We start from the raw sequence: 16,472 nt of genomic DNA, 5'->3' as shown, positions 1-16,472 counted from the left end.
CGCACAAATAAAACAAACGGCCGGTACGCTTGCGCGACCGGCCGCCTTGAAAGACGCTTGCGGTGTCGTCAGATCAGTACAGACGACGGCGCTTGGTCACGTCGCGCGACACGCGGCGCAGGTGACGCTTGACGGCCGCGGCAGCCTTGCGCTTGCGTTCCTGGGTCGGCTTCTCGTAGAACTCGCGCTTGCGGGTCTCGGCGAGGACGCCGGCCTTTTCGCAGGTGCGCTTGAAACGACGCAGGGCGAACTCGAAAGGCTCGTTTTCGCGAACTTTGACGGAAGGCATGCAAACTCCAAAAAACAGTAACGGTTGCCCGACTCGGGGCGGTGAGCCGTGTATTCTAGCGCCATGACCCATTCGATTGCAAATACTCCCCACCCCGAAACCGCGGGGGCCGGTCCAGTGCTCGGCGTCGAAACCTCGTGCGACGAAACCGGCGTGGCCGTGTACGACGTGGCGAGGGGCCTCCTCGCGCATACGCTCTACAGCCAGATCAAGATGCATGCTGACTACGGCGGCGTCGTGCCCGAGTTGGCCAGCCGCGACCACGTGCGCAAGCTGCTGCCGCTGATCCGCGAAACCCTGCGCAGTGCCGGCATGACCACGCGCAACCTCGGCGGCGTCGCCTACACGGCTGGCCCCGGTCTAGTCGGCGCGCTGCTGGTCGGCGCCGCCTGCGCGCGCGCGCTGGCCTGGGCGCTCGACGTTCCGGCGATCGGCGTGCACCACATGGAAGGGCATCTGCTCGCGCCGATGCTCGAAGCCGATCCGCCGCAGCCGCCGTACGTGGCCCTGCTCGTCTCCGGTGGCCATTCGATGCTGATCGAGGTGAGTGGGATCGGCCGCTACCGCCTGCTTGGCGACACGCTCGATGACGCCGCCGGCGAAGCTTTCGACAAGACTGCCAAATTGATGGGCCTGCCGTATCCGGGCGGCCCGGCCCTGGCCAAGCTGGCCGAGTCGGGTGCGGCGGGAAGATTCAAATTCTCGCGGCCGATGACCGACCGGCCTGGGCTCGATTTCAGCTTTTCCGGGCTGAAGACCCAGGTGCTGCTTGCCTATCAGGCGAACGCGGGCGAGCCCGGCGTGAAGGCCGACATCGCGCGCGGCTTCGAGGAAGCGATCGTCGACACGCTCGCGATCAAGTGTCGTCGAGCGCTGGCGCAGACCGGCGCGCGCCGGCTCGTCATTGCCGGCGGCGTCGGTGCGAACAAGCGTCTGCGCGCGCAGCTGGCCGAAGCGGCCGAAGGTGAAGGCTTCCGCGTCTATTTTCCGCGCCCCGAGTTCTGCACCGACAACGGCGCGATGATCGCACTCGCCGGCGCGTTGCGTTTGCAGGCGGGACTGCACGAAGACGCGGCAATCAAAGTAGCGCCGCGTTGGGACCTGGAAAGTCTCGCGGCGGTATAGAATCCAAGGCCAAGGATAAATTGAATGCCGGCTGTGCCGGCATGACCACACCAAGTATGGCGGATACAGTTTTCATCGAAGACCTGCGTATCGAAACCGTCATCGGTATCTACGACTGGGAGCGCAAGATCCGTCAGGTCGTCGCGCTCGATCTGGAAATGGCCTTCGACAATCGCAAGCCGGCAGCGAGCGATCGCATCGAGGACACGCTCGACTACAAGGCCGTGTCCAAACGCCTGATCGCGTTCGTCGAAGGCTCGCACTTCGAGCTCGTGGAAACCTTGGCCGAGCGCTGCGCAGACATCGTGTTGAGCGAATTCAAGGTACCGTGGCTGCGCCTGAAGCTGGCCAAGCCCGGCGCGGTGCGTGGCTCGAAATCGGTCGGTGTCGTGATCGAACGCGAGACCAAGTCCGCTGCATGAGCCGCGCTTATTTGAGCCTCGGCTCGAACCTCGAACCGGAAAAACATCTGCGCGCGGCGCTCGCCGAGTTGCGGGCTAAGTTCGGCGCGATCGTCGTCTCGCCGGTCTATCGCTGCAAGGCGGTCGGTTTCGACGGGCCCGATTTTCTCAATCTCGCGGTCGCGATCGACACCGATCTTTCGCCACAAGCGCTGAACGACTGGCTGCATGCACTCGAAGATCGCCACGGCCGCCGCCGTGACGTGGCGCGCTTCTCCAGCCGTACGCTCGATATCGACATCGTGCTCTACGACGATCTGGTGATGACCGGCGAAGGCCACCTCGAATTGCCGCGGCCCGAACTCAAGCACGCTTTCGTGCTCAAGCCGCTGGCAGATATCGCACCGCAGGCAGTGCATCCGCTCTCGCGCAAGGCCATGGCACAACTGTGGGCCGAGCATGGGCCGGTCGCCGACGAATCGATGTGGCAGGTCGAGCTGTAGCCGCTAAGTGTGACTTCCAGCGCTTACCCATGCCGCAGGCGATGTTGGATAATCCGCGTCGACCAAACCGGGGAGTCGCGCAATGTTCGAAAAGATTTCGCGCAGTTGGACTTTGGTAAAAGCCAGCGCCGCCGTGCTGCAGGAAGACAGGAAGTTGCTCGTCTACCCCGCGCTCTCGGCATTGTGCACCGTGATCGTCGCGGCGAGTTTCCTCGTGCCGGCCGCGTTCGCCGGCGTCTTCACGCGCCAGATGAGCGGACATTTCACGCCGGGGCGCATCGTCCTGCTGTTCGCGTTCTACCTGGTCCAGTACTTCATCATCATCTTTTTCAACTCGGCATTGGTTGCCGCGGCGCTGATCCGCCTGCGCGGCGGCGAGCCGACGCTGGCTGACGGATTCAACGCGGCCAAGGCGCGCCTGCCGGCGATCCTCGGCTATGCCGCGATTTCGGCCACGGTCGGCATGGTGCTGCGCTCGCTGCAGGAACGCGCCGGTTTTCTCGGCCGCTGGGTCGTCGGCCTGATCGGTCTGGCCTGGTCGCTGGCGACATTTCTCGTCGTGCCGATTCTGGTCAACAGTGACGTCGGCCCGGTCGACGCGATCAAGCGCAGCGTCGAGTTGCTCAAGCGCACCTGGGGCGAAAACCTGATCGGCAACGCGGGCATCGGCGTCGTATTCGGTCTGTTGAGCGTCGTCGTGATCCTGCTCGGCGTCTTCCTCATCATCCCGGCGATCGGCTCGCATTCGGCCGTGGCCATCGGTGTCGTGATCGCATTGCTCGTGCTCACGGTCATCCTGCTCGCACTCGTCCAGACCGCGCTGCAAGGCATTTACGCCGCCGCGATCTATCGCTATGCAGAGGAGGGCGCGAGCAGCCCCGGGTTCGATCGCGTACTGATCGCGGATGCATTCCAGCCGAAGTAGGACAACGCGGCTAAATGACCAGTTCGCGACCGCCGTCGACGTTCAATATCTGTCCCGTCGTGAACTTCGCGTCGCGCAGCAGGAACAGCACCGCGGCGGCGACGTCCTCGGGCGTACCCGTACGCGCCAACGGCGTGCGCGCGATCAAGTCGGCTTGGTCGGTGTAAGCCTTGCCCGATTCGGGCCAGAGGATCGCGCCCGGCGCGACCGCATTCACGCGCACCTCGGGTGCGAGTTCGCGCGCGAGTGATCGCGTCATCGCCACGAGCGCGGCTTTGGCCATGGAATAAACCGGGTGGCGTGCGAGCGGGTGTTGCGCATAGATGTCGGCGATGCTGACGATGCTGCCATGCGTTTTCTTCAGATGCGGCGCGGCTGCCTGGGCGAGGAAAAACGGCGCTTGCGCATTGCTCGCGAACAGCTCGTTCCATTGCTGCGCGGTGACTGTGCCGATCGGCGTCGGATAGAACGCCGAGGCGTTGTTGACGAGCCCGTCGAGGCGACCGTAGCGCGCGATGCAAGCGTCGATGAGCCTTGGCAGGTGTTCGATGTCGGCCAGTTCCGCCGCCACGGCGAGCGTGCTGTGCGCGCGCTGCGCTTCGAGTTCGCCGATCAGCGCGTCCATCTCGCCGTGCGAGCGGCGATAGTGCAGGGCGAGATCGCAGCCGGCCGCGTGCAGCGTGCGCGCGATCGTGGCGCCGACGCGTTTGGCGGCGCCGGTGATCAGCACGACTTTGCGCGTACCCGCGTTCGTTTCCATTCGCTCATCCTCACCGCGCGCGCTATGCTGCGCGCCGTTTCCGATTCTTCCACAACGCACGCATGCGCGTCGAATTACCCGAACCCTCCGCCGAAGAGCGCGCGCACAGTGAACGGCTCGCGGCGCTGATCCGCGCGGAAATCGCGAAGGCAGGCGGCGCCCTCGACTTCGCGCGCTACATGGAACTCGCGCTGTATGCGCCGGGACTTGGCTATTACAGCGCCGGCACGACCAAGTTCGGCGCGGCGGGCGATTTCGTCACCGCGCCGGAACTCGGTTTCGTGTTCGCGCGTTGCCTGGCGCGCGCGCTGGCGCCCGAACTCGCCGACGGCGGCGACATCTTCGAGCTCGGCCCCGGCAGCGGCACCCTTGCTGTGGAATTGCTACTCGAACTCGAGCGCCTCAGTGCGTTGCCGGCGCGCTACCGTCTACTCGAACGCAGCGCCGACCTGCGCGCACGCCAGCGCGAGATATTGAGTGCGCGCTGCGCGCATCTACTCGATCGCGTCGAATGGCTCGATGCGCCGCCGGCGACGCCGTGGCGCGGAGTACTCGTCGCCAACGAAGTGATCGACGCGTTGCCGGTGCGCGCATTTGCGTTGCGCGACGCGGGACTGTTCGCGCGAACCGTCGGTATCGATGCGCAAGAACGTCTCGTCTGGAGCGAGATCCCTGCCGATGCCAAGTTGCAGGCCGCGGTCGAAAGCGCACTCGGCGAGAGCCTGGCGCACCTGCCACGACCGTATCTCTCCGAAATCTGTCCGCTGCTCGATCCGTGGCTGGGCGAAGTGACGCGCACCCTTGAGCACGGCAGCGCCTGGTTCATCGACTATGGCTACGCGCACGGCGAGTACTACGCTCCCGCACGTCGCGCCGGCACCTTGCGTTGCCACTACCGCCATCGCGTGCACGACGATCCATTGATCCTGCCGGGCCTGCAGGACCTCACCGCCTGGGTCGATTTCGATGCGCTCGCGCGCGCGGGCACGGCGGCCGGATTGCGCGTGGCCGAGCACGCGACGCAGGCGCAGTTCCTGATCGCGAACGGCATGGATGAAGTGTTCGCGCAGAGTTACGCCGAAGCGGCCGATGAGGCCGCACGCTATGCGCTGGCGCAGCAGGTCAAGCGCCTGACCCTGCCTGGCGAGATGGGCGAGAAGTTTCGCGTGATGGTGCTGCGGCGTTAAGGAACCTGTGCACAGGCTGCTGCGCTCGACATTTCGCGCGCCGGCGGTGCTCGGAATCCTCATGTACTTCTATGTACACTGCGGTTCCTGCGCTCCGGCGGCACGCGAACTGTCTTCGCTCGCGACGCTTGTGCAAGGTTCCTTAGAGCGCCGCGATCGCATCGATGCGCGCCTTGCGCATCGCTTCGCCGATCGCCGGGCCGTGCACGCCGCGCTCGACGAATTCCCTGGCGCTGATTGCACTCGCCGCGGCAAACGCGCGGCGCAGATAGTCGGCCTGCGGATAGGCGGATTCGCTCTGACCTAGGCGCCCGCGCTTGTCGGCTTCGCAGGCGATCAAGAATGATTCGATACGCTCGGGGCGACGGAATGCGTCGAGCTGCTCGAACAGGCCAAGCACGGTTGCGGGCTTGAGTTCGAGCGCGGTGTGGGCGAGCAGGTGCAGCTTGCAAACGAGCTGCGCGAGCGCGGCGTATTCGGCGGGAACCTTGTAGCGCGTGCTTACGGCTTCCACCGGCGCGAGGCCGCGATGCTCGTGGCCGATATGCTTGGGTAACATGTCCTTAGGCGTCAACGCCTTGCCGAGATCGTGCACGAGCGCGCTGTAACCGATCAGCGCGTCGCCGGGAGCGAGCCGCGCGGCCATGTCGACGACCATCTCGGTGTGGATGCCGCTGTCGATTTCCGGATGGAACTCGGCGCGTTGCGGCACACCGTAGAGCGCATCGATCTCGGGAAACAGCACGCGCAAAGCGCCGCAGTCGCGCAAGGCGCGCAGGAATGCGCCCGGTGTTTTCTCGGTCAGCGCTTTCTGCGTCTCGGCCCAGACGCGTTCGGGCACGAGGTGATCGACCTCGCCGTCGGCGACCATGCCGCGCATCAGCGCCAGCGTTTCCTCGGCGATGCGGAAGCCGCGGTCGGCGTAGCGCGCGGCGAAGCGCGCCACGCGCAGCACGCGCACGGGATCCTCGGCGAACGCGGGCGAGACGTGGCGCAGGATTTTCGCCTCGAGATCGCGCGCGCCGCCGAACGGGTCGATCAGTGCGCCGTCTTCTTCTTCCGCGATCGCATTGATCGTCAGGTCGCGGCGACGCAGGTCGTCTTCGAGCGTCACGCTGGGGTCGGTATGGAAGGCGAATGCGTGGTAACCGCGCCCGGTCTTGCGCTCGGTGCGCGCGAGTGCATATTCCTCATGCGTCTGCGGATGCAGGAACACGGGGAAATCCTTGCCGACCGGCCTGTATCCCGCGCGCAGCATCTCCTCGGGCATGGCGCCGACGACGACGTAGTCGCGATCCTTGACCGCGATGCCGAGCAGGCGATCGCGCACGGCGCCGCCGACGAGATAGGTCTTCATGCGCGCATTATGCCGCGCAGATGCGCCAAGCTTCAGCTTCCCGATTCAAGGGAAGGACTTATTGCGCTTTCTCTCGTGCCGACGCTGGAGCGGGCGGTGGTGCGGCGGCAGTGTCCGCCACGGCAGTTTTCGCTGCCGGACACGACACCGCCTTGCGTGCAGCCTTCTCGCCGGGTGGCTCGTAAGCCTGACCGATGCGCGGCAGGCGCGAGGAGATCGGCAGGGTCGAACCGTTGAGGCGCCAGTCGTAGATCACGCTGAAGGCGAGCACGCGCGAGACGTATTCGCGCGTCTCCTTGTACGGAATCGTCTCGATGAAGAAGTCGGGGTCGAGCGTGTCGCGCGCGGCGACCCATTTGTCGACTGCGCCCGGCCCGGCATTGTAGGCAGCGCTGCCTAGCCACGGGCTGCCGTCGAAGCGCGCGGCCACCTTGCCGAGGTAGAGCGTGCCGAGCTTGATGTTGGTATCCGGATCGAACAGATCGTTCGCGCCGGAGTACGACACTCCCTCTGCCGCGGCGAGTTGCTTGGCGGTGCCGGGTAGGAGTTGCATCAGGCCGTAGGCGTTCGCGCCGGAGCGCGCGTCGGAAGTCCACGCGCTTTCGGCGCGGATGATCGCGTAGGCCCAGGCTGCCTCGACGCCGCCGTCCTTCGCATCGCGCAAGATTTGTTCCCTGCGGGCGAGCGGAAAGCGCAGCGTGTACAGGCGCATGTCATCACCCTGGTTGAAGGCGTACACGGCGCGATCGATCCAGCCTTCCTTCGCGGCGACGGCGATCGCCTGGCGGCGCTGGCCGGCATCGAGTCCGTTCTGGGCGAAGTCCCACTCGCGCCGCGCTTCGCTCAAGCGGTCGATGGCGAAGAATTCGAACGCGCGTGCGAGGTTCTTGTCCTTGCGCAGCGCGGCCTCGGCGGATTTGTCCGCAGGCAGGTCGGCGCTGCAGATGGTGTAGCCGGCATCGATCTGGTCGGCGGCGAGGAAGCCGAAGAAATTCGCCTCGGCGGCGAGTGTACGGAACAGCGCGCTCGCCTCGTCCTTGCGCCCGAGTTTGGCCAGCACGCGGCCGCGCAGGTAGCGCCAGCGCGAGTCGTCGCGCTGCGTTTGGGGCATGATGTCGAGCGCGGCCAGTGTCGCCTTGAAGTCGCCCGCAGCGAGCGCCGAGCGCACGCGCCACTCGCGCGTCGCGTCGTCGGCGAGGTCGGCCGGCAACGCGGTCAGGCGTGCGAGCGCGTCGGGCGAATAGCTCGATGCGCGGTACAGCGCGATCGCGCGCAGCGCGCGGCCTTGTTGGTCCTTGTCGAAATGGAATCGGGCGCGCACCTCGTCCCATTTCGCCGCGGCTGCATCTGCGTCGCGTCTGGCGAGGCGCTCGATGGCAATGGCAATCGCATCACGCGAGCGCGGCGCATCGGGCCAAGCGTTCGCCTGCTTGAGCGCGGCTGCCGGGTCGCGCAGCGCGAGCGCTATGTGCTCGGCAGCGGTCTTGTCGGCGCCGCTGAGCTGCGTCGCCAGCGCGGCGACGACACCGGCATGCGCGGCTTTGGCCGAGGCGAGGTCGATGCGCTGCCAGATCAGCGCCGGCGTCAGCTTACCCTGGCTGCGCGCCCAGCTCGCGGCGGCGTCGCAGGCGTCAGGCAGGTCGTTTGCGCTGAGCCAGATCGACTGGAAATCTTCGGCGAAGTCGATCTTCTGGCCGAGCGCGAGTTTTGCCTGCAACGCGTTGCAACGCTGCTCGCGATTTTTCGTGCCGTCGTCGTAGAGCGCGAGATAGCTCTTCCAGTCCTGTCGTTTTGCGAGCTCCGGCAGAAACGCTTCGCGCAACAGCGTCGCCGGCAGCGAATTCGGCCAGGCCTTGACGAAGGCCTCGGCCTCTTCCGGCCTCGCTTCCTTGATCCGCCGCTGCAGCGAGGCGAGACCGAGATACGGATATAGCGGATAGCTTTCCAGGCCCGAAGCAAGCCGGGCCCAGCTGCCGCTCGGATCGCGTTTGGCCAGCTCCCACACGGCCGGAAACTGTTCGCGCTGGCGCGTGAGTTCCGCAGTGTCGGCCTGTGCGGCCGCGGCGGTGAGAAGGCAGCAAGCCAGTGCGGCGCGGGCAAACATTTTCATCTTACGTTCGAATCAGTTGGCGACGGGTGGAGGCAGACGCAGCGGCGCCGGCAGGCGGATCTCGGCGGCGATCGGCAGGTGGTCCGACACGGCGTGCGGCAAAGTATACAACTGCTCTATTTCCATTTTTTCCGAAACGAGAATGTGATCGATCGCGCGGCGCGGGCGCCAGCTCGGAAACGTCGGCGGTGGCGTGCCGTGCGCCGGCGTCAGGCCGGTGCGGCGCAATAGCTGGACCATGCCCGGGCTGTCGAGCGCGCAATTGAAGTCGCCCATCAACACTGCGTGCGGACTCGACCAGATCAGGTCGGCGATGAAATTGAGCTGGCGCATGCGCGCCTGCGGCCCGAGCGAGAGATGGACGACGACGACGATGAGCTCCTCGCCGTCGAGATCGAAGCGCGCCCACATCGCGCCACGGCCGGGGATGCGGCTCGGCAGGGCATAGTCGCGCACCTCGACCGGCTTGAGCCGTGTGAGCAGGCCGTTGCTCGACGCGGCGAACTGCGCGATCTTGCGGTTCGGCTGGTGGCTCCAGTACGGAAAGCCCGCGCGTTCGGAGAGATACTCGGTCTGGTTGAGGAAGCCGGAGCGCAGCGAGCCGGCGTCGGCTTCCTGCAGGCCGACGATGTCGAATCCGGCGAGCAGGCGGGCGAGGCGGTCGAGGTTCTCGCGCTTGCTGCGCATCGGCAGCACCTGTTTCCAGCCCTCGGTGACGTAGTGCCGGTACTTGCGCACACTGCCCCCGGCAAGGATGTTGCAACTCAGCAGCCGCAGGAGCGAGCCTGCGGCGGATTTGTCGGGGTGATTTGCGCTGGCGGCGGACACTCCGCGAGCCTACGGCGCGCGGATGACGATCGCAAGCTCGGGTCATGCGCGCGCGATCATTTCTTCGCGGCGGATTCCTTGTTGACCAGCATCAGCGCAATCTCGAGCGCCTCGCTCGGCCCGATCTTCTTTTCGGCAGTCAGCTCGACGCGGTACTTGCCGTTGATCACGAGCGTCGGTGTCGAGCCAATGCCATACGCCTTGACCAGATTGCTGCCGTTGGCGATCTGGCTGTCGGTGACGAACGAGTTCGCGGTGGCGAGGAACGACTTCGGATCGACGCCGTACTTGGCGTAGAAGTCGTTCGCGAGCGCATCGATCGAGAACAGCTGCTGATGCTGGGTATGCAGCGCTTCGAAGAGCGCGGCATGCGTCTTGTCGAGCACGCCGAGTGAGCGCGCCGTGTAGAACGCGCGCGCAAACGGCTCCCACTGCGGGTTGAACACGGCCGGCAGCAGCACGATCTGCGCATTCGCCGGCAGCTTCGCTTTCAGCTCGTCCATGGTCGGCTGGAAGTGCGCACAGTGCGGGCAGGCATACGAGAACACTTCGACGACTTCGACCTTGTCGCCGGTCGTGGTCGGCACGCGTGGATCGATCAGGAAATAGTCGGCGCCGAGCTGCCAGTCGCGCGTAGGCGCGGCGGCCGCGGTCGCTGGCTTGGCTGCGGCCGGATCGCTAGCAGCCGTTGCGGTCTTGTCGCTGGTGCAGGCCGACACCGCGAGCAGGGCGATGAACAGGGAAGCGAGGCGTTTGAACATGACGGCTCCGGACAGGACGTGTAGTGGAGGGGAACCTCTAAAAACCGTAGCGAGCGAAGAGAATTTGTGCGTCGCCGGAGCGCAGGAACCGGAGCATACATACAAGTATGTGAGGATTCCGAGCACCGCCGGCGCGCAAATTATCGAGCGCAGTAGGTTTTTAGAGGTTCCCTAGGGTTTACTTGCTGCTTGCGGCCAGTTGAATCAGGTATTGCGTGAGCGGCACGACCTTTTCTTCACCGCCTGCCGAAGTCGGCGTGAAGCGGTACTTGCCGCCGATCACGATCGTCGGCGTCGAGTCCGTCAGCGTCGCCTTGAGGTAGGCGTCGGCGCGTTTCATCTTCGCGTTGATCGCGAACGAATTGGCCGTAGCGACGAAGTCCTCGGCCTTGACCCCGTATTGCGCATAGACCTTGGCCGCATCCTCAATGGAGGGCAGCGGATTCTTGATCGTGCGCCCGTCCGCGCTCATGATCGCGAGCGGCGCATTCGGCTTCCACACCGCATCGAACATCGCATCGTGCGACTTGTCGGCGATGCCGAGCGTGGCCGCGGTCAGGTAGGCGCGCTGGAACATCGGCCAGTCTTCGTTGGCCTTGAACGACGCCGGCACGTAGGTCATCACGGCGTTCGCCGGCAGCGACTTCTTCAGCTTGACCATCGTCGGGTTGAAGAAATTGCAAGCCGGGCAGCCGTAGGAGAACACTTCGGTCACTTCGACCTTGCCTGCCTCCACTTCACTTGGTACGGCCGGCTCGACGAGGAAATAGTGCGTGCCTTCTTTCCACGGCGTCGGCGCGGCGAGTGCTTGCGCCTGGGCGAGCGGGGCAAGTGCGGTTGTGGCGAAAACGATAGTCAGCAAACGGGCGAGCATGAGGGATTCCTTTGCAGCAATACGAAAATGGCACCGCCGATAACGACCGGCGATGCCATCGAAGAATGACGCTTGCCGGCGCGGAAAGTTTCCATTCCCTGCCGGAATGACGCGTTCGATCTAGCTCGGCCGCGTCACTTGGCCACTTCGGCCGTCTTCGGCGCCGCCGCGTGCAGGCCTTCGATGTAGCTGGCGAGCGCGGCGATATCGGCGTCGGTCAGCGGTTTGGCGACCGCGGTCATGATCTTGGCGTGCTCGTCGTCGCTGAAGCCCTGGCCGCCGCGGAACGCCTTGAGCTTGGCGCTGGTGTAGTCGGCGTACTGCCCGGCGAGCTGCGGATACATCGCGCCCGGATTGCCGCGGCCGTCCGGCCCGTGGCAGGCCATGCAGGCCGGCACGCGGTCCGCGGCGTCGCCGCCGCGAAAATACGACTGACCTTGCTCGACGAATTTCGCGTCGGCCACGCCCGGCAGCGAGGTCTTGCTCGCGTAGTAGGCGCCGATATCGTGCATGTCCTGGTCGCTGAGGTTGGCGATGAAACCCATCATCACCGCGTTCTGGCGCTTGCCGCTCTTCATGAGCTGGATCTGGCGGGCGATGTAGTTTTCGTTCTGGCCGGCCAGTTTCGGATACTGCGAGCTGGCCGGATTGCCGTCCGCGCCGTGGCAGGCGCCGCAGGTGGCGGCCTTCGCCGCGCCGGCGGTCGCGTCGCCCACGACGGGCTTGTCCGCGGCCTGTGCCATGCTCGCACCGAGCAGGATTGCCACGCCGATCACGTACCGAAAGCTCATACCCTTCACTCCGAGAAAATCACAACGTTTGCCACGGGGCAGCCTTTTCCGCGCTGGCTGCGGCACAATCGACGAATTATCTCAGCCGCGCTTGTCAGCGGTCAAACCCGCCGGAACCGACCGATGAAGCACAATCCCTTTCGCAGTGCCGCCTTCCTCACCAGCGCCGCCGAGTTGCGCCAGCTGCCTGCGGACGCAGGCGCCGAGATCGCCTTCGCCGGGCGCTCGAACGCGGGCAAGTCGAGCGCGCTCAACGCGATCTGCGACCAATCGGGCCTCGCGCGCACCTCGAAGACGCCGGGGCGCACGCAATTGCTCAACGTATTCGCGCTGGACGACGGGCGCCGCCTCGTCGACCTGCCCGGCTACGGCTACGCCAAAGTGCCCGAGGCGATGCGCGACAAGTGGCGGCGCGTGATCGACGCCTATCTGCGCGAGCGCGAGTCGTTGCGCGGCGTCGTGCTGATCGTGGATTCCCGCCACCCGCTCAAGGAGTTCGACCAGCAGATGCTGGCCTATTGCCACGACATCGGCCTGGCCTGCCACGTGCTGCTGACCAAGGCCGACAAGCTCGGTCGCGGCGAGGCGGCGCGCACGCTGGCTGCGGTGCGCAAGGAGATCGCCGCCGCCGGGTTCGCCGCGACCGTGCAGCTGTTTTCGGCGCAGGCCAAGACCGGCCTCGACGAGGCGCGCGGCGCGCTGGCCACGCTGCTGTCCCAGTCCTGATACGCCGCGACGTCAGTTTCTCGCGGTCGGCGAGGTCTTTTGTTTCGCGGCTTCGCCCCTATTTGCTTTGCGCTCGTCCCTGATCGCTAGAATCAAAAAGCGGCCATCCTCGACCGCACTTTTCAAATCGTCCTTCCAAGGCACGCGAAACCCATGTCCGGACCCAGCGCGGTAAAAGAAACCCCGATCGAACGCCGCGAGCAGCTCGTGGACTACATCGCCTCCGGCGCGCGCGCCCCCGACGCGTGGCGCATCGGTACGGAGCACGAGAAGTTCGGTTTCCGTCTCGACGACCTGCGTCCGCCCACGTACGCGGGGCTGCGAGGCATCGGCGCGATGCTCAACGGACTCACGCGCTTCGGCTGGGCGCCGATCAGCGAGACCGTCGACGGCGCGACCAACGTGATCGCGCTTGCGCGCGGCGACGGCTCGATCACGCTCGAACCCGCCGGCCAGCTCGAACTCTCGGGTGGCCAGCTCAAGACGATCCACGAGACCTGCGAGGAAGTCACCGGCCACCTGAGCGAGGTCAAGACGGTCGCCGACGAGCTGCAGCTCGGCTTCCTCGGCATGGGTTTCCAGCCGAAGTGGCGACGCGACGAGATGCCGTGGATGCCGAAGGGCCGCTATCGCATCATGCGCGACTACATGCCCAAGGTCGGCAAGCTCGGCCTCGACATGATGACGCGGACCTGTACCGTCCAGGTGAACCTCGACTTCGCCAACGAAGCGGACATGGTGAAGAAGTTCCGCGTCTCGCTTGCGCTGCAGCCGATCGCGACCGCGCTGTTCGCCGACTCGCCGTTCACCGAAGGCAAGCCGAACGGCTATCTCAGCTATCGCTCGCACATTTGGACCGATACCGACCCTGATCGCACCGGCATGCTCGACTTCGTCTTCGAGGAGGGCTTCGGCTACGAGCGTTACGTCGACTACCTGCTCGACGTGCCGATGTATTTCAGCTACCGCGACGGCAAATACATCGATCTCGCCGGAAAATCGTTCAAGAAATTCCTCGCCGGCAAACTCGATGATCTGCCCGGCGCGTTGCCGACGATGAAGGATTGGGCCGACCACATGACCACGGCCTTTCCCGAGGTGCGCCTGAAGAAATACCTGGAGATGCGCGGCGCCGACGGCGGCCGCTGGAGCCGGCTCTGCGCGCTGCCGGCGTTCTGGGTCGGCCTGCTCTACGACCAGGCCGCGCTCGACGCCGCCTGGGATCTGGTCAAGGATTTCACCATGGTCGAGCGCCATGCGCTGCGCGACGGCGTGCCGAAATATGCGCTCAAGCTGCCGTTCCGCAACGGCAGCGTGCGCGATCTCGCGCGCGAGGCGCTGAAGATTTCGGGCCAGGGCCTGGCCCGGCGCAACCGGTTGAATTCGACCGGCGCGAACGAAGCGGTCTTCATCGAGCCGCTGATCGAGTATGTCGAGGCCAATCAGACGCCGGCCGAGCGCAAGCTCGAACTGTTCCACGGACCATGGAAAGGCAGCATCGATCCGCTGTTCCACGAGTTCGCATATTGATTGCATGAAAAAGGCCCGCAAACGGGCCTTTTTCACGTCCATGCATCGCCGGATTATCTCTATTTGTCGGCTTTCGCCGCCTTGAGCCCACGCACTTCGAGCAGCGGCTCGACACTCGGATCGCGGCCGCGCCAGGCGCGATAGAGCGTGTCGGTTGGTTCGGTGCCGCCGCGCGAGAGGACCATCTCGCGGAAGCGCTGGCCGTTCTCGCGGGTCATGCCGCCATGCTCCTTGAACCAGTAGAACGCATCGTCGCGCAGCACCGCGGTCCACAGGTACGAGTAGTAGCCCGCGGCGTAGCCGTTGCTCCAGATGTGAGCGAAGTAGCTCGTGCGGTAGCGCGGCGGCACGAGTGGGTAGTCGACATCGTATTTCTTCAGTGCGCTGCGCTCGAACGCATCGACGTTGTCGATGATGGTCATCGACCGCGACAGGGTGTGCCAGGCCATGTCGAGCAGGGCCGCTGCGACGTTCTCGGTCGTGGCAAAACCTTGGCCGTAGGTGCCCGCCTTCTTGATCTTCGCGATCAGTTCCGCCGGCATCGGCTCGCCGGTCTTGTAGTGCTTGGCATAGTTGGCGAACACGGAAGGCTCGTCCGCCCAGTGCTCGTTGAACTGCGAGGGGAACTCGACGAAGTCGCGCGGCACGCTGGTGCCGCCGAGCAACGGATACTTCACGTTCGAGAACATGCCGTGCAACGCATGGCCGAATTCGTGGAACATCGTGATCACGTTGTCGTGGCTGAGCAGTGCGGGCTGGCCCGGCGCGGGCTTGGTGAAATTGCAGGTGTTGGTGATGACCGGCTTCTGTCCGAGCAATCCCGACTGGCCGACGAATGCCGCCGCCCAGGCGCCGCCGGCCTTGTTGTCGCGTTTGAAATAGTCGGCGTAGAACAGCGCGAGCGAGGTGCCGTCCGCATCGAACACCTCGAACACGCGCACGTCGCGCTGGTAGACGGGAATGTCGTGGCGTTCCTTGAAGGTGATGCCGTAGAGCTGGTTCGCGGCGAAAAACACGCCGTTCTGCAGCACATTGTCGAGTTCGAAGTACTGCTTGATCTCTTCGGAATCGAGCTGGAACTGGCGCTTGCGCACCTGCTCGGAATAGTAGTCCCAGTCCCAGGGGCGCAGCGCGCCGCCTGCGTTCTTCGCACTCGGCGAGTAGTACTGTAGGTCCCACGGCCTGAAGCGGATGCCGTCCTTCTTCGCCAGTTTCTCCATCTCGCGCGCCTCGCCTTTCGCCTTGTTGATGGCGGGGGCGGCCATGTCGGTCATCAGCTTGATCGCACGCTCTGGCGTCTTTGCCATCTGATCGTCGAGCGTGTAGGCGGCCCAGGTGTCGTAGCCAAGCAGGCGAGCCTTTTCCGCGCGCAGTTCGGCAATGCGCGTGATCGTCTTGCGCGTGTCGTTGTCGTCGTTGTGCTCGGCGCGCGCGATCGAGGCGGTGAACAATTTTTCCCGCGTGTCGCGATTCTGCAGCGAATCCAGTGCAGGCTGTTGCGTCGTGTTCTGCAACGGGATGACGTACTTGCCCGGGGTCATGCGCGCGCGGCCCGCTTCGAGCGCGGCGGCGAGGTCGGTCTCGGAAAGGCCGGCCAGCGCGTCTTTGTCGTCGGCGACGAAGGCGCCGTCTTTGGTCGCAGCAAGCAGCTTGCTGCGGAATTGCGCGGCGAGCGACGACAGTTCCTTGTTGTGTCCGCGCAGGACTTCCTGGTCGCCGGCCGACAGTTCCGCGCCGGCGCGCACGAACAGGCGGTAGTAACGCTCGGTCAGGCGCAGCGATTCGGCATCGAGGCCGAGCGTGGCGCGTTTTCCGTAGATGGCCTTGACCCGTGCGAACAGTTTCGCATCGAGGAAGATCGCGTCGCTGTGTGCGGCGAGCTTGGGTGCTTCCTCCTTCTGCACGCGCTGCAGGATATCGTTCGTGTTCGCTTGCGCGAGCGCGGAGAACACGCGCTGCACGCGCGTCAGCAGGGCGCCGGTCTTCTCCAGCGCGACCAGCGTGTTTTCGAACGTCGCCGGCTCCGGATTGTTCGCGATGTGCGCCACCTCGGCGATCTGGCGGCGCATGCCTTCCTCGATCGCCGGTTGGAAATCGCCGTCGTGGATGCGATCGAAAGGCGGTGCCTCGAACGGCAGCGTACTCGGCTCGGCGAACGGATTGCCAGGCAGCGGATCGGTGATGTCGCTGACCGCGGTGTCCTTCTTCGCCGATGCGGGTTTGTCCGTCACCGTTGAACAGGATGCCGCCAGAGCAGCGACGGCACAGAGGAGAAAGATACGATTGCGGAACATGAGGGTCTCTT

At 65.2% G+C, this 16,472-nt stretch carries 16 protein-coding genes; 7 read left to right on the top strand and 9 right to left on the bottom strand.

Features of this window, described 5'->3' with window-relative positions; translation table 11 throughout:
* Positions 1–73: 73 nt before the first annotated feature.
* Complete coding sequence (rpsU, locus tag F455_RS0102955) at positions 74–289, bottom strand: 30S ribosomal protein S21 (protein ID WP_018971772.1); 216 nt, start codon at positions 287–289, stop codon at positions 74–76.
* Positions 290–352: 63 nt separating this feature from the next.
* Here rpsU and tsaD point away from each other — a divergent pair, with 63 nt between their 5' ends.
* The 4 genes from tsaD (at position 353) to F455_RS0102935 (ending at position 3,243) form a co-directional block, all read left to right on the top strand.
* Positions 353–1,414 carry a tRNA (adenosine(37)-N6)-threonylcarbamoyltransferase complex transferase subunit TsaD gene (gene tsaD, locus F455_RS0102950; RefSeq protein WP_051084114.1) on the top strand — a complete coding sequence of 354 codons (1,062 nt, stop codon included), beginning with the start codon at positions 353–355 and terminating at the stop codon, positions 1,412–1,414.
* A gap of 56 nt (positions 1,415–1,470) precedes the next feature.
* A complete protein-coding gene (folB, locus tag F455_RS0102945) occupies positions 1,471–1,836 on the top strand; it encodes a dihydroneopterin aldolase (RefSeq protein ID WP_018971770.1) in 366 nt (121 codons plus the stop codon).
* A complete protein-coding gene (folK, locus tag F455_RS0102940; RefSeq protein ID WP_018971769.1) occupies positions 1,833–2,318 on the top strand; it encodes a 2-amino-4-hydroxy-6-hydroxymethyldihydropteridine diphosphokinase in 486 nt (161 codons plus the stop codon). Before folB ends, folK begins: the two co-directional genes overlap by 4 nt.
* Positions 2,319–2,400: 82 nt before the next feature.
* Complete coding sequence (locus F455_RS0102935) at positions 2,401–3,243, top strand: DUF6159 family protein (protein WP_018971768.1); 843 nt, start codon at positions 2,401–2,403, stop codon at positions 3,241–3,243.
* Positions 3,244–3,253: 10 nt separating this feature from the next.
* Here the strand turns inward: F455_RS0102935 and F455_RS0102930 are convergent, their stop codons facing one another.
* A complete protein-coding gene (locus F455_RS0102930) occupies positions 3,254–4,003 on the bottom strand; it encodes a pteridine reductase (protein WP_018971767.1) in 750 nt (249 codons plus the stop codon).
* Positions 4,004–4,065: 62 nt separating this feature from the next.
* Here F455_RS0102930 and F455_RS21560 point away from each other — a divergent pair, with 62 nt between their 5' ends.
* Entirely contained in the window at positions 4,066–5,190 is a 1,125-nt protein-coding gene (locus tag F455_RS21560; RefSeq protein WP_018971766.1) for a class I SAM-dependent methyltransferase, read from the top strand.
* Between the two features lie 142 nt (positions 5,191–5,332).
* Here F455_RS21560 and F455_RS0102920 read toward each other — a convergent pair whose 3' ends face one another.
* From F455_RS0102920 to F455_RS0102895, 6 genes are all read right to left on the bottom strand, one after another.
* Positions 5,333–6,547, bottom strand: coding sequence for a multifunctional CCA addition/repair protein (locus F455_RS0102920; RefSeq protein WP_018971765.1), 1,215 nt, complete (start codon positions 6,545–6,547; stop codon positions 5,333–5,335).
* 58 nt (positions 6,548–6,605) lie between these two features.
* On the bottom strand, positions 6,606–8,657 hold the full coding sequence (locus F455_RS19545) for a transglycosylase SLT domain-containing protein (RefSeq protein ID WP_018971764.1): 2,052 nt from the start codon (positions 8,655–8,657) through the stop codon (positions 6,606–6,608).
* Positions 8,658–8,669: 12 nt separating this feature from the next.
* On the bottom strand, positions 8,670–9,485 hold the full coding sequence (locus F455_RS0102910) for an endonuclease/exonuclease/phosphatase family protein (protein ID WP_018971763.1): 816 nt from the start codon (positions 9,483–9,485) through the stop codon (positions 8,670–8,672).
* 56 nt (positions 9,486–9,541) lie between these two features.
* The gene (locus F455_RS0102905; protein WP_018971762.1) at positions 9,542–10,246 is read right to left on the bottom strand and encodes a thiol:disulfide interchange protein DsbA/DsbL; all 705 of its coding nucleotides are present in this window, start codon (positions 10,244–10,246) and stop codon (positions 9,542–9,544) included.
* A gap of 178 nt (positions 10,247–10,424) precedes the next feature.
* The gene (locus F455_RS0102900) at positions 10,425–11,120 is read right to left on the bottom strand and encodes a thiol:disulfide interchange protein DsbA/DsbL (RefSeq protein ID WP_018971761.1); all 696 of its coding nucleotides are present in this window, start codon (positions 11,118–11,120) and stop codon (positions 10,425–10,427) included.
* Positions 11,121–11,254: 134 nt separating this feature from the next.
* The gene (locus F455_RS0102895; protein ID WP_018971760.1) at positions 11,255–11,911 is read right to left on the bottom strand and encodes a c-type cytochrome; all 657 of its coding nucleotides are present in this window, start codon (positions 11,909–11,911) and stop codon (positions 11,255–11,257) included.
* A gap of 123 nt (positions 11,912–12,034) precedes the next feature.
* Here F455_RS0102895 and yihA point away from each other — a divergent pair, with 123 nt between their 5' ends.
* Positions 12,035–12,637, top strand: coding sequence for a ribosome biogenesis GTP-binding protein YihA/YsxC (yihA, locus tag F455_RS0102890; protein WP_018971759.1), 603 nt, complete (start codon positions 12,035–12,037; stop codon positions 12,635–12,637).
* A 153-nt stretch (positions 12,638–12,790) separates the two neighbouring features.
* Positions 12,791–14,167 carry a glutamate--cysteine ligase gene (locus F455_RS0102885; RefSeq protein WP_018971758.1) on the top strand — a complete coding sequence of 459 codons (1,377 nt, stop codon included), beginning with the start codon at positions 12,791–12,793 and terminating at the stop codon, positions 14,165–14,167.
* Positions 14,168–14,226: 59 nt separating this feature from the next.
* Here F455_RS0102885 and F455_RS0102880 read toward each other — a convergent pair whose 3' ends face one another.
* A complete protein-coding gene (locus F455_RS0102880) occupies positions 14,227–16,461 on the bottom strand; it encodes a M3 family metallopeptidase (RefSeq protein WP_018971757.1) in 2,235 nt (744 codons plus the stop codon).
* Positions 16,462–16,472: the final 11 nt, after the last annotated feature.

The sequence above is a fragment of the Rudaea cellulosilytica DSM 22992 genome (genome assembly GCF_000378125.1).
GTDB lineage: Bacteria > Pseudomonadota > Gammaproteobacteria > Xanthomonadales > Rhodanobacteraceae > Rudaea > Rudaea cellulosilytica.
This window is presented reverse-complemented; position numbering and strand designations above follow the sequence as displayed.